General features: G+C 58.2%; 23 protein-coding genes and 1 riboswitch. Of the genes, 16 read left to right on the top strand and 7 right to left on the bottom strand.

The genetic code is table 11. From position 1 onward, the window contains the following. Nucleotides 1-10 precede the first annotated feature (10 nt). The 7 genes from K9U38_RS04325 to thiD all read left to right on the top strand — a co-directional run bounded on the left by K9U38_RS04325 (nt 11) and on the right by thiD (nt 6,430). Complete coding sequence (locus K9U38_RS04325) at nt 11-1,078, top strand: ABC transporter permease (RefSeq protein WP_224493112.1); 1,068 nt, start codon at nt 11-13, stop codon at nt 1,076-1,078. Further along, entirely contained in the window at nt 1,075-2,007 is a 933-nt protein-coding gene (nikC, locus tag K9U38_RS04330; RefSeq protein WP_224493113.1) for a nickel transporter permease, read from the top strand. Before K9U38_RS04325 ends, nikC begins: the two co-directional genes overlap by 4 nt. After that, nucleotides 2,004-2,837 (top strand): ABC transporter ATP-binding protein, encoded by an 834-nt coding sequence (locus K9U38_RS04335; RefSeq protein ID WP_224493114.1) that lies wholly within the window; start codon nt 2,004-2,006, stop codon nt 2,835-2,837. Before nikC ends, K9U38_RS04335 begins: the two co-directional genes overlap by 4 nt. Then, entirely contained in the window at nt 2,834-3,598 is a 765-nt protein-coding gene (locus tag K9U38_RS04340) for an ABC transporter ATP-binding protein (RefSeq protein ID WP_224493115.1), read from the top strand. Before K9U38_RS04335 ends, K9U38_RS04340 begins: the two co-directional genes overlap by 4 nt. A 169-nt stretch (nt 3,599-3,767) precedes the next feature. Then, nucleotides 3,768-4,730, top strand: a complete 963-nt coding sequence (locus K9U38_RS04345) for a TadE/TadG family type IV pilus assembly protein (protein ID WP_224493116.1) — start codon at nt 3,768-3,770, stop codon at nt 4,728-4,730. A 56-nt stretch (nt 4,731-4,786) separates the two neighbouring features. Next, a riboswitch (TPP riboswitch) is annotated at nt 4,787-4,889 on the top strand. Nucleotides 4,890-4,955: 66 nt separating this feature from the next. After that, nucleotides 4,956-5,621, top strand: coding sequence for a thiamine phosphate synthase (thiE, locus tag K9U38_RS04350; protein WP_224493117.1), 666 nt, complete (start codon nt 4,956-4,958; stop codon nt 5,619-5,621). After that, entirely contained in the window at nt 5,618-6,430 is an 813-nt protein-coding gene (gene thiD / locus K9U38_RS04355) for a bifunctional hydroxymethylpyrimidine kinase/phosphomethylpyrimidine kinase (RefSeq protein ID WP_224493118.1), read from the top strand. Before thiE ends, thiD begins: the two co-directional genes overlap by 4 nt. Here the strand turns inward: thiD and K9U38_RS22110 are convergent. After that, nucleotides 6,360-7,121 (bottom strand): transglycosylase SLT domain-containing protein, encoded by a 762-nt coding sequence (locus K9U38_RS22110; protein WP_370631815.1) that lies wholly within the window; start codon nt 7,119-7,121, stop codon nt 6,360-6,362. The genes thiD and K9U38_RS22110 overlap by 71 nt on opposite strands. Before the next feature lie 224 nt (nt 7,122-7,345). Between K9U38_RS22110 and K9U38_RS04365 the strand changes: the two genes are divergently transcribed. The 6 genes from K9U38_RS04365 (at nt 7,346) to K9U38_RS04390 (ending at nt 13,234) form a co-directional block, all read left to right on the top strand. After that, nucleotides 7,346-8,098: a FadR/GntR family transcriptional regulator gene (locus K9U38_RS04365; RefSeq protein WP_224493119.1), complete on the top strand. Its 753-nt coding sequence runs from the start codon at nt 7,346-7,348 to the stop codon at nt 8,096-8,098. Between the two features lie 24 nt (nt 8,099-8,122). Continuing rightward, nucleotides 8,123-9,100, top strand: a complete 978-nt coding sequence (locus K9U38_RS04370) for a sialic acid TRAP transporter substrate-binding protein SiaP (protein ID WP_224493120.1) — start codon at nt 8,123-8,125, stop codon at nt 9,098-9,100. 64 nt (nt 9,101-9,164) lie between these two features. Then, the gene (locus K9U38_RS04375) at nt 9,165-9,737 is read left to right on the top strand and encodes a TRAP transporter small permease (RefSeq protein WP_224493121.1); all 573 of its coding nucleotides are present in this window, start codon (nt 9,165-9,167) and stop codon (nt 9,735-9,737) included. Nucleotides 9,738-9,740: 3 nt separating this feature from the next. Next, nucleotides 9,741-11,147, top strand: a complete 1,407-nt coding sequence (locus tag K9U38_RS04380) for a TRAP transporter large permease (protein ID WP_224493122.1) — start codon at nt 9,741-9,743, stop codon at nt 11,145-11,147. Then, nucleotides 11,144-12,190 carry an L-idonate 5-dehydrogenase gene (locus tag K9U38_RS04385; protein WP_224493123.1) on the top strand — a complete coding sequence of 349 codons (1,047 nt, stop codon included), beginning with the start codon at nt 11,144-11,146 and terminating at the stop codon, nt 12,188-12,190. Before K9U38_RS04380 ends, K9U38_RS04385 begins: the two co-directional genes overlap by 4 nt. Before the next feature lie 189 nt (nt 12,191-12,379). After that, nucleotides 12,380-13,234 carry a D-alanyl-D-alanine carboxypeptidase family protein gene (locus tag K9U38_RS04390; protein ID WP_224493124.1) on the top strand — a complete coding sequence of 285 codons (855 nt, stop codon included), beginning with the start codon at nt 12,380-12,382 and terminating at the stop codon, nt 13,232-13,234. Between the two features lie 124 nt (nt 13,235-13,358). Here the strand turns inward: K9U38_RS04390 and K9U38_RS04395 are convergent, their stop codons facing one another. Both K9U38_RS04395 and K9U38_RS04400 read right to left on the bottom strand, forming a co-directional pair. Next, nucleotides 13,359-14,183 carry an aldo/keto reductase gene (locus tag K9U38_RS04395; RefSeq protein ID WP_224493125.1) on the bottom strand — a complete coding sequence of 275 codons (825 nt, stop codon included), beginning with the start codon at nt 14,181-14,183 and terminating at the stop codon, nt 13,359-13,361. A gap of 17 nt (nt 14,184-14,200) precedes the next feature. After that, nucleotides 14,201-15,385 (bottom strand): MFS transporter, encoded by a 1,185-nt coding sequence (locus K9U38_RS04400; RefSeq protein WP_224493126.1) that lies wholly within the window; start codon nt 15,383-15,385, stop codon nt 14,201-14,203. Between the two features lie 160 nt (nt 15,386-15,545). Between K9U38_RS04400 and K9U38_RS04405 the strand changes: the two genes are divergently transcribed. Beyond that, the gene (locus K9U38_RS04405; protein WP_224493196.1) at nt 15,546-16,490 is read left to right on the top strand and encodes a LysR family transcriptional regulator; all 945 of its coding nucleotides are present in this window, start codon (nt 15,546-15,548) and stop codon (nt 16,488-16,490) included. A gap of 17 nt (nt 16,491-16,507) precedes the next feature. Next, entirely contained in the window at nt 16,508-17,374 is an 867-nt protein-coding gene (locus tag K9U38_RS04410; RefSeq protein WP_224493127.1) for a protein-L-isoaspartate O-methyltransferase family protein, read from the top strand. Here the strand turns inward: K9U38_RS04410 and K9U38_RS04415 are convergent. The 4 genes from K9U38_RS04415 to K9U38_RS04430 all read right to left on the bottom strand — a co-directional run bounded on the left by K9U38_RS04415 (nt 17,365) and on the right by K9U38_RS04430 (nt 21,177). Further along, the gene (locus K9U38_RS04415; RefSeq protein ID WP_224493128.1) at nt 17,365-18,261 is read right to left on the bottom strand and encodes a DMT family transporter; all 897 of its coding nucleotides are present in this window, start codon (nt 18,259-18,261) and stop codon (nt 17,365-17,367) included. The genes K9U38_RS04410 and K9U38_RS04415 overlap by 10 nt on opposite strands. Before the next feature lie 14 nt (nt 18,262-18,275). Further along, entirely contained in the window at nt 18,276-18,689 is a 414-nt protein-coding gene (locus K9U38_RS04420; protein WP_224493129.1) for a VOC family protein, read from the bottom strand. A gap of 140 nt (nt 18,690-18,829) precedes the next feature. After that, entirely contained in the window at nt 18,830-20,263 is a 1,434-nt protein-coding gene (locus tag K9U38_RS04425) for an FAD-binding oxidoreductase (RefSeq protein ID WP_370631816.1), read from the bottom strand. Between the two features lie 233 nt (nt 20,264-20,496). Next, entirely contained in the window at nt 20,497-21,177 is a 681-nt protein-coding gene (locus K9U38_RS04430; protein WP_224493130.1) for a winged helix-turn-helix transcriptional regulator, read from the bottom strand. A 181-nt stretch (nt 21,178-21,358) separates the two neighbouring features. Here K9U38_RS04430 and K9U38_RS04435 point away from each other — a divergent pair, with 181 nt between their 5' ends. Continuing rightward, complete coding sequence (locus K9U38_RS04435) at nt 21,359-21,520, top strand: Thivi_2564 family membrane protein (protein WP_224493131.1); 162 nt, start codon at nt 21,359-21,361, stop codon at nt 21,518-21,520. The last annotated feature ends 30 nt before the right edge of the window (nt 21,521-21,550 follow it).

Consider the following 21,550-nt stretch of genomic DNA (forward strand, 5'->3'; position numbering starts at 1 on the left):
GGCTGATAGTATGAGCAGTACCGAACAACAGTTGGAGTCCAGGCGTTCCGGCGCCTGGGCTTCCAGCTTTCTTTGGGCCACCGGCAGGTTCATCCTGATCGGAGCCGTGACATTCCTCGGACTGCTTGCGGTCACGTTCTTCATTGGGAGGGTCATTCCGATTGATCCGGCCCTCGCCATTGTCGGCGACCGCGCGCCCGCTCATGTCGTGGAGCGTGTGCGGGAGGAGTATGGCCTCAACTTGCCGATCTACCAGCAGTTCCTGATCTATATAAAAGACGCATTGCAAGGCAATTTCGGCAATTCGGTACTGACCACCAACCCCGTCATGACGGATATCAGACGGGTATTTCCGGCAACCATGGAACTGGCCACGTTTGGTACGCTGCTAGGGGCTTTGTTCGGCGTGCCGCTCGGCGTGCTGGCCGCGGTGAAGCGTGGCAGCATCATTGACCAGATTGTGCGAATAATTGGGCTCGTCGGTTACTCGGTGCCGATCTTTTGGCTGGGCCTGCTGGCTCTCCTCGTCTTCTATGCCAAGCTGGGCTGGACTTCCGGTCCAGGACGGATCGACGTGGTCTACGAATACACGTTTACCCCGATTACCGGCTTTTATCTCCTTGATGCAATTTTGCAGGGCAACTGGGAGGCGTTTCGCAACATATTCAGTTTCATCATCCTGCCGGCATCGCTGCTGGGCTATTTCTCGCTTGCCTATATCAGCCGCATGACACGCTCTTTCATGCTCAATGAGCTCGAACAGGAATACATCGTTGCTGCCCGGGCGAAGGGTCTATCGGAAACCCGTATCATCTGGGGGCATGCGCTGCGCAATGCAGCAGTGCCGCTTGTCACGGTCATCGCGCTTTCCTATGCCGGATTGCTCGAAGGCTCGGTGCTTACGGAAACCGTGTTCTCCTGGCCTGGACTTGGGCTCTACATCACCAATTCGTTGCAGAATGCAGACATGAATGCGGTGCTGGGAGGGACCATCATCATCGGTACGGTGTTCGTCGCCATCAATCTCCTGTCCGATGTTTTGTACAGGGCACTCGACCCACGGACTCGCCCACGATGACAGAAGCCATTTCAAAAGAACGCCCCGTTTCACGCCGCGAATGGCTGATGAGCGACCGGCCGCAATCACGCATGCAGGCGAGGCTCGGCCGCGCCTATCTGGTGTGGAGCCGTTTTGCAAGCAACCGCCTTGCGGTCGTCGGTCTCTGCATCATCATCGCGCTTCTGCTTGTGGCAATCTTTGCCGGCGTGCTTGCGCCACATTCCCCGGTGGCCGGTGACCTTCGCAATGCGCGCCTCTTGCCGCCGAGCAGCGAATACCTGCTTGGAACCGACGATCAGGGCCGTGATATCCTGTCGCGTCTGATCTACGGCTCGCGCCTGACGCTTTATGTCGTCATCCTCGTCGCCATTATTGCTGCGCCGATCGGACTGCTTGTCGGTACGATCTCCGGCTATGCCGGTGGCTGGGTCGATTCGGTTCTCATGCGCATTACCGACATCTTCCTTGCGTTTCCCAAGCTTATTCTGGCGCTCGCCTTCGTCGCGGCGCTCGGGCCCGGAATTGAGAATGCAGTCATAGCCATCGCGATCACCTCATGGCCGCCCTATGCGCGCATTGCCCGTGCCGAAACCCTGACGGTGCGCAATTCGGATTACATTGCTGCGGTACGCCTGATGGGCGCCTCTCCCACGCGCATCGTGCTGCGCCATATCATGCCACTGTGCCTGTCATCATTGATCGTGCGGGTAACGCTCGACATGGCGGGGATTATCCTGACCGCGGCAGGGCTGGGTTTCCTCGGCCTCGGTGCACAACCGCCACTGCCCGAATGGGGTGCAATGATCGCTTCGGGACGCCGCTTCATCATGGACCAGTGGTGGGTGGCTGCTGCACCCGGTTTCGCCATCCTGATCGTCAGCCTCGGGTTCAATCTCCTTGGTGACGGCCTGCGCGACGCCCTCGATCCGCGGGGCAACAACCAATGAGCACGATGCTTGATGTAGAAGACCTGCGAGTCCAGTTTCCGACGCGCACCGGTGTCGTTGACGCGGTACGCGGTGTATCGTTCACACTAGGCCGCGAGCGGCTCGGCATTGTCGGGGAATCAGGCTCCGGCAAATCGCAGACCGGTCGCGCGATCATGGGGCTGACCCCGCCCCATGCCAGGATCACGGCCAAGACACTGAACTTTGACGGGATCGATTTGCTCACGGCTTCGGTCAAGGAAAGGCGGGCCCTGCGCGGCAATCGCATCGCCATGATCCTGCAGGATCCCAAATACTCGCTCAACCCGGTCATGAGCATCGGCAGGCAAATCGTCGAAACACTGCGGACGCACGAAAAAGTCAGCAAGGCCGAGGCACGCAGACGAGCGCTCGACATGCTTACCGCCGTGCAGATCCGCGATCCAGAGCGGGTGTACGACCTGCATCCGCACGAGGTTTCCGGCGGAATGGGCCAGCGCGCCATGATCGCAATGATGCTGATCACCGGACCCGAACTGCTGATCGCCGATGAGCCGACCTCGGCACTTGATGTCACTGTCCAGCTCGATGTCCTGCGGATACTCGATAATCTGGTACGGGACCGGGGCATGGGCCTGATCTTCATTTCCCACGACCTGCGGCTGGTGTCGTCATTCTGCGACAGGGTCATCGTCATGTATGCGGGCCGCATCGTCGAAGAGATCGCTGCCCGGGATCTGCATATGGCAAAGCATCCCTATACAAGAGGACTGCTGAACTGCATGCCTCAGATCGACAATGACCGGCACCCGCTGCCGGTCCTTGACCGCAAGCCGGAGTGGGCGGCATGACGCATGCGTTGACAACTGAAAATCTTGAGGTGGTGTTCAACCGCTTTCGTGCGTTGCGGGCCGTCAGCATCGACGTTGCGCCTGGCGAGTCTTTCGGACTTGTTGGCGAGTCCGGTTCCGGGAAATCAACGCTTCTGCGCGCCGTGGCGGGGCTTGCGCCAGTGAGCGGCGGTACGATCACCGTCAATGGCAAGACGCTTGGTTCGAAAAGGACCAAAGCATTCTATCGGGAAGTGCAGATGGTCTTCCAGGATCCGTACGGCTCCCTGCATCCGCGCCAGACAGTAGACCGGTTGCTTCTGGAGCCGTTGGCCGTTCATGGTTTTGGCGATATCGAGAAGCGCATCCTGCGTGCGCTCGATGAGGTGGGGCTCGGATCAAGCTTCCGTTTCCGCTACTCGCATCAGCTCTCCGGCGGTCAGCGCCAACGCGTCGCCATCGCCCGCGCGCTGATACTCGAGCCATCGATCGTGCTCCTGGACGAGCCGACCTCGGCCCTTGATGCCTCGGTACAGGCGGAGGTGCTGAATTTGCTCGAGCAGATTCGCCGCGACCGCAAGCTGACGTTTCTCATGGTCAGTCACGATCTGGCTGTCATAACCCATATGTGCGACCGGTTGATGGTGATGCAGAACGGAGCGGAGGTAGAGCGCCTGACGGCTGCCGAGCTCACCAAGCGCAAAGTGAGCCAGGATTATACGCGTAACCTGCTCATCGCCAGCCAAGGGTTTGTACGGCCGGAGGTGCCGGCTGGGGGCTGAAAATCTGACGCTGGCCTGAAGTTCAATTCTTCACCTGATCTTTACCATTTCGGAAATGACATTGCGGAAAACCTACCTCAGACGTCCGATCGTGAAAATCTGAACGAATTTACTAAGCCGACATTTACGACATGGATTCAATGGTTTCGCTCAACGACTGGAGTGGGCCATGAAGCTTTTTCGAGATTTCCTAAAAGACCGCCGCGGCGCAACCGCGATTACATTCGGATTGATGCTGGTGCCGCTACTGGGCATGACGGGACTCGCCGTCGATTACGGGGTCGCCACCAACGAACGCGGCAGGCTGCAAGATGCAGCTGACGCGGCAGCACTGGCCGGTGCGTCGGTATTTACTGGCGCGAACCAGCAGGCCGCAGAAACGCGGGCGCGAGCCTATCTCAAGGCCAATCTCGGCACAAAATATGATGCCGTTACGGTCAATTTTAGCACGTCGAACCAGCGTGTGACTGTCACCCTTGGCGGCGAGACCAAGACAATGTTCATGCATATCCTTGATCAGGATACAATGAAGATTGGAGTGAACGCACAGGCGCTGGCTCCGCTGAAACCGTCCAGCGCGGAAATCAACATCGGCGACATGTATGGATACTGGGCGAAGAAAATCTCGATTATCGTCGTCCGGCCCGGACAGACTGCCGAACAGGTCGTTGGCACAGTGACCTACGAAGCCCAGAGTAAAACCGGCGGCAACGGCCGCGGGACGGGCGTGAAGACGATGGACCCGACGAGCGGCAAAATCGTGCTTGGGGAGTACTCGAAGCTCTACATTAAGATGGAAGTGAAGAAGGACGGGTGCAGCTACGGGCGGTACAACTCAACGCCAAGTTCGAACTCGGTGTTTACGTGCAAGGATTCAACTGACAGCAAGTACAAGAAGTATGATTCGACGCTGAAGACCAACGATCCGGCTACGGTCAATCATTTGTTCGTCGATGGCGTCCAGCTGAAACTCGGTTCGACACCGCCGCTGGAAGATCTGCTGAACTGCGATGAAAAATGGCACGATCATGCCTGGGAGGATGGCGGCGGCTTTGCGCAGCAGGACTTTTTCTACCAGATCAAATCCGCCTGCAAATCGGTCGATGGCGAGAACGTCCGTCTGACACATTGAGGGCTCTGACACCCCGGCGGCGCAATTGACTTTGCTGTTGCGCCGCTCCATCATGACTTCATTCCGAGGGGGGCACTGTACAGTGCTGAGATAGCGTCGAGCTGGACCCTTGAACCTGATCCGGGTCATGCCGGCGTAGGAACGGGAATTGAGCATCCTTCACGCACTCTACCTCTTCTTCGCACATATCCGGATCTCCAACCTTGACGTGATGGAGACCACACTGTGCAACCAAAAGTAGATTTCCGACTGAATGCCATCGTCGATGTCGATGCGATCGGCACCGACAAGGACCTGGGCGAACTCGCCCTTGCCGCTGCGCGCGGCGGTGCCACCATCATCCAGTATCGCGACAAGAAATCGCCGACGCGGACCATGGTCGAGCGCGCGCGACAGATCCACGCCGCCTTGCAGGGAACGGGAGTCCCGCTCGTCGTCAATGACCGCATCGACGTGGCGATGGCGGCCGAGGTAGAGGGCGCGCATATCGGTCGCGAGGACATGCGCGTCAACGATGCCCGTTCACTGCTCGGCCCCAATGCCATCATCGGCCTGACCGTCAAGAATGAGGCCGATGCCCGCGATGCCATCGAGGGCGAAATCGACTATGCCTGTATTGGCGGCCTGTTCGAGACGCTGTGCAAACCCAATCCCGATGGTCCCATTGGTTTTGACGGGTTTGGCCGGCTGGCGCCGATCATCCGGGTGGTCAAGCCTCACCTGCCAATCGGGGCGATAGCCGGAATCGACCTTGAGCGGACGCCCCATGCAATTGCCGCCGGAGCGGATGGCGTTGCGGTCATTTCGGCAATCTTCCGCCAGGCAGATCCCAGGGGCGCGGCCGCTGCCCTGCGCGCGGCGGTTGACCAGTCACTGAAGGAGCGGACATGACAGCGATCGCGTTGACAATTGCCGGCTCCGACAGCGGGGGCGGCGCGGGAATCCAGGCCGATCTGAAGACGTTCTCCGCGCTTGGCGTCTATGGAACGAGTGTGGTGACAGCCATCACAGCGCAAAATACACGCGGTGTGACAGCCATCGAAAACCTCACACCCAGAATTGTGCGAGCACAGATTGATGCGGTCCTGTCGGATATCGATGTGAAGGCGATCAAGATCGGCATGGTCTCGACTGTCGAGACCATCGATGCCATTGCAGCCGCAATGCGGCATTGGCGCCGCAGAGTGGTTCTTGATCCCGTCATGGTGGCGACCTCCGGCGACCGGCTGCTGGATCCCGAAGCGATCGATGCGCTGCGGCAAAGGCTGTTGCCGCGCGCAATCATACTGACGCCAAACCTTTCGGAGGCCGCCCTGCTGACCGGGCGGTCCGTAGCGACTGATGAAGCACAGATGGTCCGACAAGGGGAGGAGTTGCTTGACCTCGGGCCGTCCGCGGTACTGATCAAGGGCGGTCATGCGGGGGGCGACATGAGCACGGACATCCTGTTGGACGGAGAGACCATGCGCCGGTTCCCGACCAGGCGTATCGTGACACGCCACGATCATGGCACCGGTTGCACGCTTGCAGCAGCCATCTGCGCCGGGCTTGCCAAAGGGAAGGATCCGACCGAAGCGGTTGCGGATGCGAAGGATTACCTTACGGCAGCAATGGCTGCGGCCGGGAATCTCAGAGTGGGGCTTGGGCGCGGACCCGTCCACCATTTCCACCAGTGGTGGCCGGTGCCGCAAACGTCATGATGTCCTGCCGCTCGGAAGGCAGCGGAACGACGGAGGGAAGGATGACGCGCTCGTCAGCGAAGGCGAGCTGGGTTGGTGCTGCAACCGCTGTCGTCGCGGCAGCGGGTCCCGCCGCTGCCATGGAGGGCGCGGCAGCGAAAGCAACGGGAGCAGGATCGACAGGTGTTGCGTCCGGCTCGAGGACATCCAGCATTCCCTTACGCTTGGCCTGGTAATAGTAGCCGCGCGAGTAAAGCCGGACCGCCTGGTCCGGATTGTTGTCGGCCACCTTGTAGGCGCCAGCCAGATACTTGACGCCATATTTGAGATTGGTCTCGGCGTCGAGCAAATCCTTGGCGCTGCCATCATGTCCCAGTCCACGCGCCGTTGCAGGCAATAGCTGCATCAGGCCCCAGTACGGACCGTTGCGCGCTTCAGGATTGAACCTGCTCTCACGTTTCACCACGCGGCGAACCAGCGATTCCGGGACGGCATAGGCGACGGAATACTTGGAAATCAGTCCATCCACGGATTTGTCCGACGAATTTGCCGTTACCCGGCCTTGCGTGGCGGCGGCGATGCGCGGTGCGGGCTCGGGAACAGGAGCGGAGGCCGCCGTGGGCAATTTCGGGTCGGTTGTCGTGCAGGCGCCAAGGGAGAAAGCCAGGCTCACGCAGGCGAAAGCGCGGAACAATCGAAATTCAAACAGCATTGGTCACCGGATTGAAGAGGCGGATGTCGGCTTCTCATAGCTTGTTCGGAGCGGGCAGCGGCAATCACTTTCCAATACAGACCGTTACAATCAGTATGGCGATGGTCATGATGGGGAAAAATGGCCGGGTTGACTCTATCATATATATCAATGTATCAGTTACATATTGGTAAGGCCAGTTTACCAGTCTAGCGCGAGGAGGGAGACTCGTGCGGGGAGGATCAATGTTCGCAGCAATTCAGCCACGCCGGCTCTACCGGCAGGTGGCAGACCAGATCCGCACGTTGATCGAGGACGGCAAATTCGCCGTGGGCGAACGGCTGCCGGGTGAACGCGAGCTTGCAGAGGAGCTGGGTGTTTCCCGTCCAACCGTTCGTGAAGCTCTGATCGCCCTGGAAGTGGAAGGCCTTGTGCATATCCGTATGGGTTCAGGCATCTATGTCACGGGCCAACAGCGCGAGAAGCAATCGCTGACGCAGTCCGACGATCTGGAGGGGCCGTTCGAACTTCTGCGCGCCCGGTCGCTGATCGAATGCGCCATTGCAGAAGAGGCCGCGAAGGTTATAACGCCGGCCCATATCGATGCCATGGACGCGGTGCTGACAAAGATGGCCCAGACATTCAACAGTCCGCGAACGTCGATCGCGCTCGACAGGACGTTCCATACCACGATCGCCGGTATCATCGAGAATTCCGCGCTCAACCGTTTTGTCGGGGAACTTTTCGATCAGCGCATGTCGCCCTATTTCGAAAAGCTCGCGAGCTATTTCGAGAGCGCCGCCTCATGGCGTGAGGCATTCGAAGAGCACCGCGCCATTCGCGACGCGATCGCCTCGGGTGATGCGGCTCGCGCCAAGGAAGCCATGCGGTATCACCTGCAGCAATCGCAATCGAGATTTTCCAGGAGCTTCGATGAAGACCTGGAAAGCGAGAAGGGTCGTCCTTTGAGGGGCGGTCAGGACGGAAAAAAGGTCTGATTTCAATCTGGGAGGAGAAACACAGTGAAGATCAAACTGACAGCAATTCTGGGTGCGGTTGCCGCGCTTGCATTATCGGCCGCGGCGGCGCAGGCACAAACTGCGCTGAAATGGGCACATGTGTATGAAACATCGGAGCCGTTCCACACCGAATCCGTATGGGCAGCCGAAGAGATCAACAAGCGGACCAATGGCCGCTACAAGATCGACGTTTTCCCTGCCTCGCAGCTCGGCAAGGAAGCCGACATCAATCAGGGCCTGAAGCTCGGCACTGTGGACATCATCATCTCCGGGTCGAGCTTTGCGGCACGTGATTTCAAGCCGATCGGCGTTACATACTTCCCCTATATTTTTCGTGGGCCTGGTCACCTCATCGCCTATACGAAGAGCGACGTGTTCAAGCGGCTCGCAGCTGGATATGAGGAAAAGACCGGCAATCACATTGCTGCCGTCAGCTATTATGGCACACGCCAAACTACTTCGAACAAGCCGATCGCCAAATGTTCGGACATGGAAGGCCTGAAGATTCGAGTACCGGACGTTCCGGCCTATCTCGCCATGCCGCGAGCCTGCGGTGCCAACACCACACCGATTGCCTTCGCCGAAGTCTATCTGGCGCTGCAGAACGGTACCGTCGAGGCGCAGGAGAATCCGCTGACCACCATCGAAGCCAAAAAATTCTTCGAGGTGCAGAAGAACATCATCCTGACCGGCCACATCGTCGATCACCTCAATACGGTGGTTTCCAAGCAGCTTTGGTCGAGCCTTTCCGACGAAGACAAGAAAATCTTCGGGGATGTGATGCAGGAAGCCGCTGAACGGACCACGAAAATCATTGAGGGCAAGGAAACGGCACTTGTTACCGGCTTCAAGGAAAAGGGCCTGAACGTGACTGAAATCGACAAAGCCGATTTCGAGAAGAACGTCATGGAAAAGGTGAAGTTCGAGGATTTCGGCTACGAGAAGTCCGATTGGGAAGCCATTCGCGCCATCAAGGAATAACGAATGCTGGCCGGGCGGGCCTGTGCTCGCCCGGTCACCCGAGGCCGATGACCGGAGACACCCCATGTCAAATGAAGTGCACACACAGATTACCGCCGAGGAACTCGCACACTCGTTCGAGGATGCAGCGCCGGTTGCCAATATTGCCGATTATGCCATTGAGGATTGGCTGACGCTCATCATCTTCTGGCTGATGACCGGCTGTGTCTTCCTGCAGTTCTTCACGCGCTACGTCATGAACGACAGCTACGCCTGGACCGAGGAGATTGCCATCAATTGCTTGATCGGCGTCGTGTTTCTTGGGTCGGTGATGTGCGTGCGTGTTTCCCGCCATATTCAAGTGGACGTGCTCTACCACTATGTCCCGGCCCCCGTGGCACGCGTCCTGTCGGTCTTTGTCGATCTCGTGCGTATCGGTTTCTTTATCTACGCCGTCTGGTTGATGTGGCGGTACGTGGAAATTGTCGCCGATGAGCGGATGGTCACTGTGGACCTGCCGCGCAACATTGTTTTCTACGGCGTCCTTCTCGCCTTCGTCCTGATGCTGTTCCGCTCCATTCAGGTTTTCATCAGCAATATTCGCCGCGGCTATTCCGTTCTGGAACGTCCCGAAGAATTCCAGAAGATCGAGGATTGATCAATGTTATTGCTTGTCGGAACATTCCTGGTTCTCATGCTCATCGGCGTGCCGGTCGCCATCTCAATGGCCGTCGCTTCGGTCCTCTATCTCGTTTTCTTCGGCGTGGCTCCCGATATCATCGTCGCGCAGCGAATGATTGCCGGCGTTGAAAGCTTTCCGTTGCTCGCGGTACCCTTCTTCATTCTCGCAGGCAACCTGATGAACTCGGCGGGCGTCACAGGCCGCATCTATTCCTTCGCTGTTGCGCTTGTCGGCTGGATGAAGGGCGGACTGGCGCAGGTCAACATCATCGGTTCGGTCATCTTCTCCGGCATGTCCGGGACGGCGCTTGCCGACGCGGCGGGCATCGGCACGATCGAAATCAAGGCGATGAAGGATCATGGCTATCCGGTCGAAGCTGCTGTCGGCGTGACGGCGGCGTCCGCAACGCTTGGCCCGATCTTCCCGCCGTCGCTGCCCTTCGTTATTTACGGCATGATGGCCAATGTCTCCATCGGCGCCCTTTTCATGGCCGGAATTGTGCCAGGCGTCGTCATGACAGTCCTGATGATGGTTACTGTTGCAATTTTCGCCTTTATCAAAAGATGGGGCTCCGACGCACCGTTTGAGATAAAGCAGCTCCTGGAAGCCTCGCTTGAAATCGTCGTCGTCCTCGCGGTTCCGCTGCTGATCTATCTGTTGACGTTGACCGGCCTTTCCATCAACGCCTCTGTCGGGATCGCTCTCGTTATCCTGATTGGGCTCGACTGGTACTTCGACTTCTCGGCCGTCATGGCATTGATGACCCCCGTCATCCTGATCGGCGGCATGACGATGGGCTGGTTCACCCCAACGGAAGCTGCGGTTGCCGCCGTGCTCTGGTCACTGTTTCTTGGTCTCGTCCGATACCGCACGATGACGCTGTCCAGCCTTGCCAAGGCGAGTTTCGACACGATCGAAACCACCGCATCCGTCCTGTTCATCGTGACGGCCGCCTCGGTCTTTGCCTGGCTGCTGACGGTGAGCCAGGCGGCGCAGCTGTTGTCGACGGCCATTCTTTCGATCACCGAGAACAAGTGGGTATTCCTCATTCTCGTCAATCTACTGATGCTGTTCGTCGGCTGTTTCCTCGATACGATTGCCGCCATCACTATCCTGGTTCCGATTCTCTTGCCGCTTGTGTTGAAATTCGGCATCGATCCGGTCCATTTTGGCCTGATCATGACGCTGAACCTGATGATCGGCCTTCTTCATCCGCCGCTAGGCATGGTATTGTTCGTGCTGTCGCGGGTGGCCAAGCTTTCCGTCGAGCGCACAACCATGGCGATCCTGCCGTGGCTGGTCCCGCTCTTTATCGCCTTGATCGCAATCACATTCATCCCGGCGATCACCCTCTGGCTGCCAACACAACTGGGTCTGATCAAATGAGTAATACGGGCATTGCGGCAACTCTCTTCGGCGCGGAGGATCTTCGGGTCGTGGATGTGGAACTTGGCGAACTCGAACCGAACATGGTGCGGGTCAGGTTTGGCGCGGGCGGCATCTGCGGTTCGGACATGCACTACTTCCGCCATGCCAGGACCGGTGATTTCGTCGTGACTTCGCCGCTGATACTTGGTCACGAGGTTGCCGGCGAAATCATCGAAACCGGCAGCAACGTCAGCGGATTGGCGGTGGGCGAGCGGGTCGCTGTCAATCCTTCGCGCTGGTGCGAACGGTGCGTCTACTGCCATGAGGGACGCGCCAATCTCTGTGAGAACATCTACTTCATGGGCTCCGCCTCGAAGACGCCGCATATGCAAGGTGGCTTCGCCAGCGTTTTCGATGCAACGGCAGCACAGTGCGTCCGGGTGCCGGCGGACCTGCCATTCGAGGCCGCAGCACTGGCCGAGCCACTGGCTGTCTGCCTGCATGCCGTCCGCCGCGCCGGTCACGTCAAGGGCTTCTCGACCATTGTCTTCGGCGCAGGTCCCATCGGCCTTCTCACCATGCTTGCGCTCAAACATGCCGATGCGGGTTCGGTCACCATGGTCGACGTTGCAGCAGCTCCTCTGAAATTTGCTGAAGAGCTTGGCGCTGACCAGATCGTTGATCTGTCACAGGGCGAGGATCAACTGACCCAATTGGCGGCGGTAACGCCTTTCGACATTGCCTTTGAAATATCCGGAACTGCGGCAGGCCTTGCCTCGGCCATCCGAACGGTACGGCGGGGCGGCACGGTGGTGCAGGTCGGCAACCTTGCTGGCGGGACGATCCCTGTGCCCGCAAACGCGGTGATGGCGAAGGAACTCGACCTTGTTGGCACCTTCCGCTTTGGCGAAGAATTCTTCGAGGCTGTCGAATTGATCGTGGAGGGGAAGATCGATGTGCTGCGGCTGGTGACAGGCAAATACAAGCTTTCGGAAGCACCGGAGGCGTTCAGGACAGCACTCGACCGGTCGCGCAGCGTTAAGGTGGTGCTGACTGCGTAGGGTTCTTTCCCTACATCTTTTTGGCGAGAGGACAGGCAGCGACAATTTGTTGTAGAAACACTCGCTTGGCGTGGCGGTCCAAATCGGCTAACAAGCGCGGGTAAAACTGAATTTTTAACCATCCTGCGCTAGATATTCTATTCTTTCGCATGCTCAGATATCCGGAAAATAAACGTGCCGCGAGTATATATGTCGTTGTATTCACTTCCGAAAGTAATGGCATTGATGGGGTTGATCGTAGGCGTGGCGAGCGGTTGTACGACTGCTGCGACACTCGATCCGGTTACGGTATCTGCTCCGGTTTCGGAGAAGTCCGCGTCCATCGTCGTCGACGGCAGCACGGGCGTCGTGCTCTATCAGTCCAGCGCCGACCTGCCGCGCATTCCGGCATCGCTGACCAAGATGATGACGCTGTACCTGACGTTCGAGGCACTGGAGTCCGGGCGTATTACCAAATCGACGCGTATTCCGATGTCGGCCCACGCCGCATCGCAGGCACCGAGCAAGCTCGGCGTCAGGCCGGGCCAGACCATCGACGTCGATACGGCGATCAAGGCGATCGTGGTAAAATCCGCCAATGATGTCGCGGCGGCGCTAGGTGAATATCTAGGCGGAACCGAAGAACAGTTTGCTGCGCAAATGACTGCAAAGGCGCGTCGTCTCGGCATGAGGGGGACGACGTTCCACAATGCTTCGGGCTTGCCTGACCCGCAGCAGGTGACAACGGCGCGCGACATGGCACTCCTTGGTCTCGCCCTGAGGAGGCATTACCCGCAGCATTACTACTATTTCGCCACCCAGGATTTTGCCTTCAATGGAAGGTTGATCCGCGGCCACAACCGGGTGCTGAGCCAGGTTAATGGCGCCGACGGCATCAAGACGGGTTATGTGCGCGCTTCCGGCTTCAACATCGTAACATCTGTCAGTTACAATGGCCGCCAGCTGGTCGCCGTCGTCATGGGGGGCAACACTGCGAAAACGCGTGATGCCCAGGTCGTCAGCCTGGTGAACACCTATCTGCCGCGCGTTGCCTCGCGCTTTTGACCGGTTCATGCCGGGGCAGACGGGCGCCAGTATGCTCCACATTCTGAACCTGTACAGTAAATGCCAATTAGGTCAGCATGAAGAATCTCATGCTGACCTTGACGAATTCCGATACTGAAGGGGCCTAGTCCCAAGCTGGTGCGAGTTGACCCGGATTGACGATGCGGCCGCCAGGTCTTGCTAGCGCGTGAAGTGCCTTCATCTCATCTGATGACAGTTCGAAATCGAAGATCTCGAAGTTGCCTTTCGCACGTTCCTCACTGACCGTTTTCGAAAGGGCAACAACGCCGTCCTGTTGTACGAGCCAGCGGAGCACCACCTGTGCCTCGCTTTTGCCATGGGCCGCTGCGATCTCCTTGATGGCTGGGTCGCCAATTACCTTGCCGTCGGCCATGGCATAGTAGGCAGTGATGCTCATGCCAGCCTTGCGCGCCGCATCGAGCACAGGAGTCTGGTCCAGGTAGGGATGATATTCGACCTGATTGGTTACGATCGGTGCCTCGCTCAGTGCAGCCGATTCCGCCATGAGCACCGTGTTGAAATTGCTAACGCCGATATGGCGGACCTTGCCGGCATCACGAACCTCGTTCAGTGCGCCGATGCGTTCGGCCAGTGGCACGTCACTTTTCGGCCAGTGAAGCAGAAGGAGGTCGACATAGTCCGTGTTCAGCTTCTTCAGGCTCTCGTCGACGGATTGGATGAAGGCATCGTGCCGATATTTGTCGACCCAAATCTTGGTGGTGAGGAAAATATCGGCGCGAGCAACGTCCGAGCTCGCGATCGCCTCGCCAACTTCGGCCTCGTTGCCATAGATCTGCGCCGTATCGACGTGGCGATAGCCGAGTTTCAAGACTGCAGGGACCATGCGGAGCACATCTGCACCCGGCATCCGGAAAGTACCGAAGCCTATTGCGGGGATCTTTGCGCCATTGGCGTTAACATTGAACATTTGTGTTTCCTTTTGGTTCAGCAAGAGGCCAGAGCTTCGGCGGAGGAGCGCCGATCGAGCATCTGGCTCCATAGGGTCAGGCCGAGCGCGCCGGCAACAAGGAGGGCACCGACCCAAGGCGTTGCACCCAGGCCGAGCGGCGAGGCGACAATGATTCCGCCAAGAAAGGCACCGCCGGCAATCCCGAGATTGAAGGCAGCAATATTGAGCGCCGAAGCCACATCCACGGTATCAGGCGTGTGGATCTTGGCAAGTTGAACGACGTAGAGCTGCAATCCCGGCACGTTGGCGAACGACAGCGCGCCGAGAGCGGCGAGCGTTACCAATGCCCATACTGGCGATACGGCTGTAAAGGTAAACAACGCCAGAACCATTGCCTGCAGCAGGAACATCACGCTCAGCGCAGCAACGGGATTGCCATCGGCAACGCGCCCGCCAACCATATTGCCGATCGCGATGGACAAGCCATAAAGGACCAGAATCAGGCTGACCGTCGACCCGGCAAAGCCGGTGATTTCCTGAAGTACCGGTGCGAGGAACGTGAACATCACAAAGGTACCGCCATAGCCGAAGGCCGTCATGGCAAACGCGAGCAGCAGGCGGCCGCTGGCGAGCACACGGACCTGGTCTATCAGCCGCGCCGGTGCTGCCTTTGCGATCTGCGAAGGCAGCAGGAAGGCAATCGCAGCGAATGCAATAATGCCAAGTCCGGAAACAGCCCAGAAGGTCGCGCGCCATCCAAGCTGCTGGCCGATGAAGGTACCGAGCGGCACACCGGTGACGATGGCGACCGTCAGGCCCAAAAACATCATGGCAATGGCCGAAGCCCTGCGGTTGGGGGCGACGAGATCGGCTGCAATGGTGGCGCCGACGGAGAAGAATACGCCATGGGCGAAGGCGCTGAGCACGCGGGCAACAAGCAGCAGTTCATAGTTTGGCGCGAGCGCCGCCGCGGTATTGCCGACTATAAACAGTGCCATCAGGCCGAGCAGGAGCGGTTTGCGCTCTATGCGGCCGGTGAGCGCGGTAAGTATCGGTGCACCGAAGGTAACACCGAGCGCATAGACGCTGACGATGAGGCCGGCCAGGGGTAGGGAGATATTGAGATCTCCGGCAACGGTCGGAAGAAGGCCAACGATGACGAATTCCGTCGTACCGATGGCATAGGCGCTGATTGTCAACGCCAGAAGAGCGAGAGGCATTGTCCTGTCCTTGGAATGGGGGCTGCCTTGGAGGAAGCCTGATTGGGAAAATGATGGAACGAGTCCGATTGGGCTGAATATGAGCCATCCCCATTACCTTGATAATTGCCTCGTATTGCTCAATACTTGTGAACTGAATTCACAGATGAGTTGGGCGAACATGGACAACCGGGCAGGCGAGATGGACGTCTTTGTGCAGGCCGTCGAGCACAACAGCTTCTCGGCCGCAGGACGCAAGCTTGGACTGTCGCCGTCCGCGGTCAGCAAGATCATCACCCGGATCGAGGAACGGCTTGGCACGCGTCTGCTCGTGCGGTCTACGCGTACCCTGCAATTGACGCCGGAAGGGGAGATCTATCACCAGCGAGCCCTTCGTATCATTGCGGAGATCGAGGAGGCAGAGCGCGCCGTCGCCTTTGGCGCGTCCGCCGCCCCCCGGGGGTTGTTGCGGGTCAATTCGTCCGTGCCGGTCGGAGTTTGCTGCATCCTGCCGCTCGTGCCGAAGTTCCTCGAATGCTATCCCGAGGTGGAACTCGACGTTTCGCTGAGCGATGGAGTTGTCGACCTGATCGAGGAGCGGGCGGATATTGCCATTCGGGTCGGACCAATGCGCGATTCCAGCCTGAAGGCCCGCAAGCTTTTTGAGAGCCGGATGGTCGTGGTTGCCGCACCCGACTACCTGGTCAGACATGGCATGCCTGCATATCCCCGCGATCTTGGCGCACACAATTGCCTGAACTTCAATTTCCGCAGAATGCGCGAAGAGTGGCCATTCAAGGATCCGAGCTCTGGTGAAACGGAGATGTTGACCGTGTCGGGTAATTTCCTCGCCAACAACGGCGTAACCGTTCAACAGATGTGCGTTGCGGGGCTCGGCGTTGCCCGACTGGGTCTGTTCCATGTGCGTGAGGATCTTATCAAAGGCCGGCTTGTTGCCCTTCTCGAAGCCTATAACCCCGGCGACATGGAGATGACCCATGCCGTTTTTGTCGGACATGAATACCTCGCCGCACGGGTACGAAGTTTTGTTGATTTCCTGTCCGACAATATTGGTTCTTGCGCCGATGTGCCGATGCCCTTGACGAATGGCTATACCGGTTCATGATCATGACAGGTTGACACATGATTGATGCGGAAAAACTAGCAGCCGTACGTCGCGCTTATGCCAAGCAAATCCTGGCCAGCGTTGGAGTCGAGGATGCGCGCATCGAACAGGCCTTTGCACAAGTGCCACGTGAGGATTTCCTCGGTCCGGGACCGTGGCCGATCAGCCGGTTCGGCCTCGGCTACGTCTATAGCCCGAGTGCCGATCCCGCCTATATCTACACCGACGATCTGGTAGGAATTGCACCGGAAAGGCACATCAACAACGGAGAGCCGTCCCTGCACGCACACCTGTTATGGTACGCGCAGATTGCCGAGGGCGAGCATGTGGTGCATGTGGGTACCGGAACCGGCTACTACACGGCAATCATGGCGTATCTGGCTGGCACTTCCGGGCATGTGACAGGCATCGAACTGGAGCCCGATCTGGCAGCCCGGGCACGGAGTTACCTGGCCGCCCATGTAAATGTCGAAATCGTCGAAGGCGATGGCACGGCAGTCCCGTTCGCGCCAGCTGACGTGATCTACGTCAATGCCGGCGCAACACGGCTTGGGAACATTTGGCTGGACCGCCTCAAGGATGGCGGTCGACTTTTGCTGCCACTGACGACGGACGATGGGTATTCAATGCTTGGCCGCGGCAACCGTCCCCGTGGCGCCGTATTCTTGATAACGCGTGAGGGAGATGGTTTTTCCGCGCGCAGTGTATCCGGCGTGGCCATCTACCCCTGCGCCGGAATGCGGGATGCACAATCGGAGCAGGCGCTTGCATCGGCTTTTGCCGATGCTGATTTGCGACGCGTTTCGCGCCTCTACAGAACCGATGACATCCCCGACGAACGCTGCTGGCTCAAGGGAGATGGCTGGTGTCTTGCCTATGATTGAGGCAGCGAGGCGGGAATGTCGGCCTTGGCCTGCCCGGCCCGGTTCTTGAGATTGAGAAGGTTGCCGGAAAGGATCAGGGCGGCACCGACGGCCGTAAACATGTCGATGCGCTCCGCGTAAATCAGCCAGCCGAGCACGGCCATCAGCGGTACGCGCAGGAAGTCCATCGGGATGACGACCGTGGCATCGGCGTATTGCAGGGCTTTTGCCATGCAAAAATGCGAGAAAGTACCAGTAAAGGCGATCACGACGACCCAGGGCAGCGTGTGAATGGACGGCCACTGCCAGACGTGCAATGCGGGCAGGAGGCCGATCGCCGACTGGATCACCAGCATCCAGAAGATGATTTTTACCACGCTGTCGGTACGGGTCAGCGATTTGACCATGGTGAACGATATGCCGAAGGTGAAGGCCGCACCGAGGACGATCAATTGCCCGATTTCGACAGTGCCAACCCCTGGGCGGACGATGATGACGACGCCGATAATGCCGAGGGCGATCGTAAGCACCCGCCAGATGTTCAACCGTTCTCCAAGAAATGCAACCGCCATCAGGGCAGTCCAGGCAGGCGTCGTGAATTCGATGGCTATGACCTGTGCCAGAGGGATCATCGACAGGGCCTTGAGCCAGGCAAACTGCCCGGCATAATGTGCGCTGTTGCGCCCCAGATGTTGCCAGATGCGGCTGGTCTTCATCGCCCTGAAGCCGCCAGACGAACGGATCAATGGATAGAGCATGGCGAGGCCAATGACCGAGCGCATCTCCATGATCTGGAAGACGTCCAATTCCCTGGAAGCTTCACGGCCGGAAACCGCCATCATTAGGATGGCGGTGAGCGATCCCATCATCCAGATCGCCGCTCTCAGGTTGGATTGCTGCATTTCCATGGGCGAAGGCGGAACTACTTTGCGTAAACCGAGGCGAAATCGGCGAAGCCCTTGACTTCGATGGGATTGCCGGACGGATCCCTGAAAAACATCGTCCATTGCTCGCCCGGCTCGCCCTTGAAGCGGACCAATGGCGGCATGACGAAATCGACTTCGGCCTCTTTCAGGCGCTCGGCAAGCACATTCCAATCGTCAAGCGGCAGGATGACCCCGAGATGCGGCATCGGAACCATGTGGTCACCAACCTTGCCGGTATTCGTCGTCTCAAACGGCTTTCCAAGGTGCAATGAAATCTGATGGCTGAAGAAATCGAAATCCACCCAGGTTTCGGTGCTGCGACCTTCCTTGCAACCCAATACCCCACCGTAGAAGCGGCGTGCTTCGTCCAGATCGGTCACGTGATAGGCAAAGTGAAACAGCGAGCGCATGGGATATCCTGATTGGGCGGCGGGAGTGAGCCGGACCCTAGCAGCAAGGCCATGGCGAGACAATGAGCGGTTGAGGCTGCAGCCATGTTTCATTCCTGGCCGCAACCCACGCATTCACAAAACCCGATCGTATGCCCGTCTTAGCCGGTTGTCCTCTGCGGTTTGACATTCTGGTTGAGCCGAAAGAGGTTTCCAGGGTCGTACTTGGCTTTGATCGAAGCCAACCGGTCGTGATTGCCACCATACGCCTGTGCTACTCGGTCCGTCTCGTCTGCCGGCATGAAATTCACGTAGACACCTCCGGTCGCATGGGGCGCAGTGGCCGCAAAGAGGTTTCTTGCCCATTTGATTGACGCTTGCTCGTCGTTCCGGTCACGCCACCTGGTGTGAACGTTCATGACGAAGTTGGCCTCGCGATGAGGATAGGCCGTTGCGTTGGGAGCTACACGGTTGCTTGCACCGCCCAGCTGTCCGATAAAGATCTCGCACTCCCCGGTTGGCAATGTTCCAACGAATTCGATCAGAATGTCGATCAAGCCATCGCTCAGAGCCGTGAAATTGTGCGACTTCCAGTAATTGAAAGCCCCCGGCGTGAGCAGGGGATCGAACGCCGTCTGCCAGGCTGTATATGGCTGCACGCCGATTACATCAGCAACCGGTTCGCCAAGTGCTCGAAGCGGGGCAAGAGCGCCTTCAGCTTTGCTGGGCTCCCCGGCATAGCAGACGGCGAAGACCAGAATCTCCTTGCCGTGCATCTCCTCAGGCAGGAAGGGCAAAGGTGGTGCCTTACGCAACACTGCCCACACGGTAAGATCGTCGGGACAGGCTGCTGCCACGTCGCGATAGCCCATCAGCAGTTGGCGGGCTTGGGTAAATGGATGGACGATCAACCCGGATACAAGATCGGGACCAACTGGATGCAGCTTGAACTCGAACGATGTGATCACTCCGAAATTTCCGCCACCACCGCGGATTGCCCAAAACAGATCCGAATTCTCGGTGGCGCTTGCCTGAACCAACTCGCCATTGTAGGTAACCACATCTGCGGCCAACAGATTGTCGACCGTGAACCCGTATTTGCGGCTGAGCCACCCGAAGCCTCCGCCAAGCGCGAGGCCGGCTACCCCGGTTGTCGAATTGATGCCGAGCGGAGTGGCGAGGCCGAAGGCTTGTGCCTCCTTGTCGAAACCACCGAGCGTTACCCCAGGTTCTACCCGGGCGGTGCGCGCCCTTGGATCGACGCGCACGGACTGCATCGGCGAAAGGTCGATCATAATGCCACCTTCGCAAACGGCATTGCCGGAAATGTTGTGACCGCCACCGCGCACCGAGAGGAGCAATCTGTTGTCACGGGCGAAGTTCACCGCCTGGATGACGTCGCTCGCTCCATGGCAGCGCACCACAACGCCCGGTCTCCGATCGATCATGGCGTTCCAGATCGTTCTGGCCTCGTCGTACCCGGCATCTTCCGGCAGGCACACCTGCCCGCGACATTGTGCTTGAAGTGCCGTCAGCATATCGCTTGAAAGGTCGATCTTTTCGCCTTGAAGCCCGTTAAATTGAACGTTGGTCATTTTATCCCTCCCTTGCTGCGCAATGGATGCCGCGTCAGAAAGCGTTGCAATCTCGAAGAGGACGTAAGAGCGCTCTATGTCGTTCGCTTGTCTGACGCTTTGGCCGACCTGATCTTGAAGCAGCGAAGGGCGCTAAACTTGCCTGCTGGATCGCGGTCTCGGCTTCCGACAAGTATCGCGCTAGCGGATCGAGACGGCTAGTGTAGAAACTGTAGCGGTGGCAATCCTTTAAATCAGCATTGGGCAAAGGAACTGCGGCCCAGCCACTTTTCAATGGAAGTCGCGATCGACATATCACCGATCAATGAAATCGTTCCGCGTGATATTTCCGTTCTCAACGTAGACAGGCCTATCCAGGCCGAGGTCATGGCCTTGAGATCGGCCGAAACGTAGAGGTCGACGTCATGACCGGGATCGAGCGCACACAGGTCAACAGGCATGCCGGGTTTCGATACCAGCCAAAAATTCTGCTCAGCCTTTGGCAATTCCGGATAAGTGAATTCGATGACACTGCGTCTGGCCGGCAGTGCGCTGGAATCAATCTTGCGACGCATGTTCCACATGAGAAGTTTGGCATCAAGCTTTTCCAGCGTCACCTCGGCATCGACATTGCGGTGTGCCCATTTGCCCAGCTCGTAGACAATCGGCTCGAGCTCATCGGCGACCTTCGTGGTGGTGTAGCTGATTTCACCTGTCGAATGGTTTTCCGTGCGTTCCACGAGACCATTCGCTTCCATCTCCCGAAGCCGCTTTGACATAAGCGTTGGCGACATGCCGGGTACACCGCGGTGAATTTCGTTGAAGTGTATCGACCCTGACCACATTTCGCAGAGGAGCAGCAGCGTCCAACGCGGTTCCAGGACTTCGCACGCTTTCGACACTGGACAGTATTGGTTATAGCCGTCGCTTGCCATCGGACGATCTCCCAAAGCTGAAATATGCGGACTAACTCCAAGCTCGTCCAGTATAGAAACTGTAGTGGCCGAAACGCTGTGGCGTGCGGAAACACCTGAACCTCCGTTTGAAGGAACCAACTCGGCCAACTGGGAGTTGTAGGAGGCTACACTCTCGGAATCCCAAAACAGGAAGTTTGAAATGTCAATTTTGATCAGTCTCCTGATCACCGTTCTGGTGATCTTTCTCGTGCTCTACCTCATTCAGATGCTGCCGCTGGATGGCCGCGCCAAACAGATCGTGCAGGTTATCGTTATCGTGATTGGTATTATCTCACTGCTGCGTTATCTCGCAGTCTTCTAGCGCGAGTGAGAGTGAACGGCGGGGCTTCAC

This window comes from Phyllobacterium lublinensis (assembly GCF_020164435.1).
In the GTDB taxonomy this organism is placed as follows: Bacteria; Pseudomonadota; Alphaproteobacteria; order Rhizobiales; family Rhizobiaceae; genus Phyllobacterium; species Phyllobacterium lublinensis.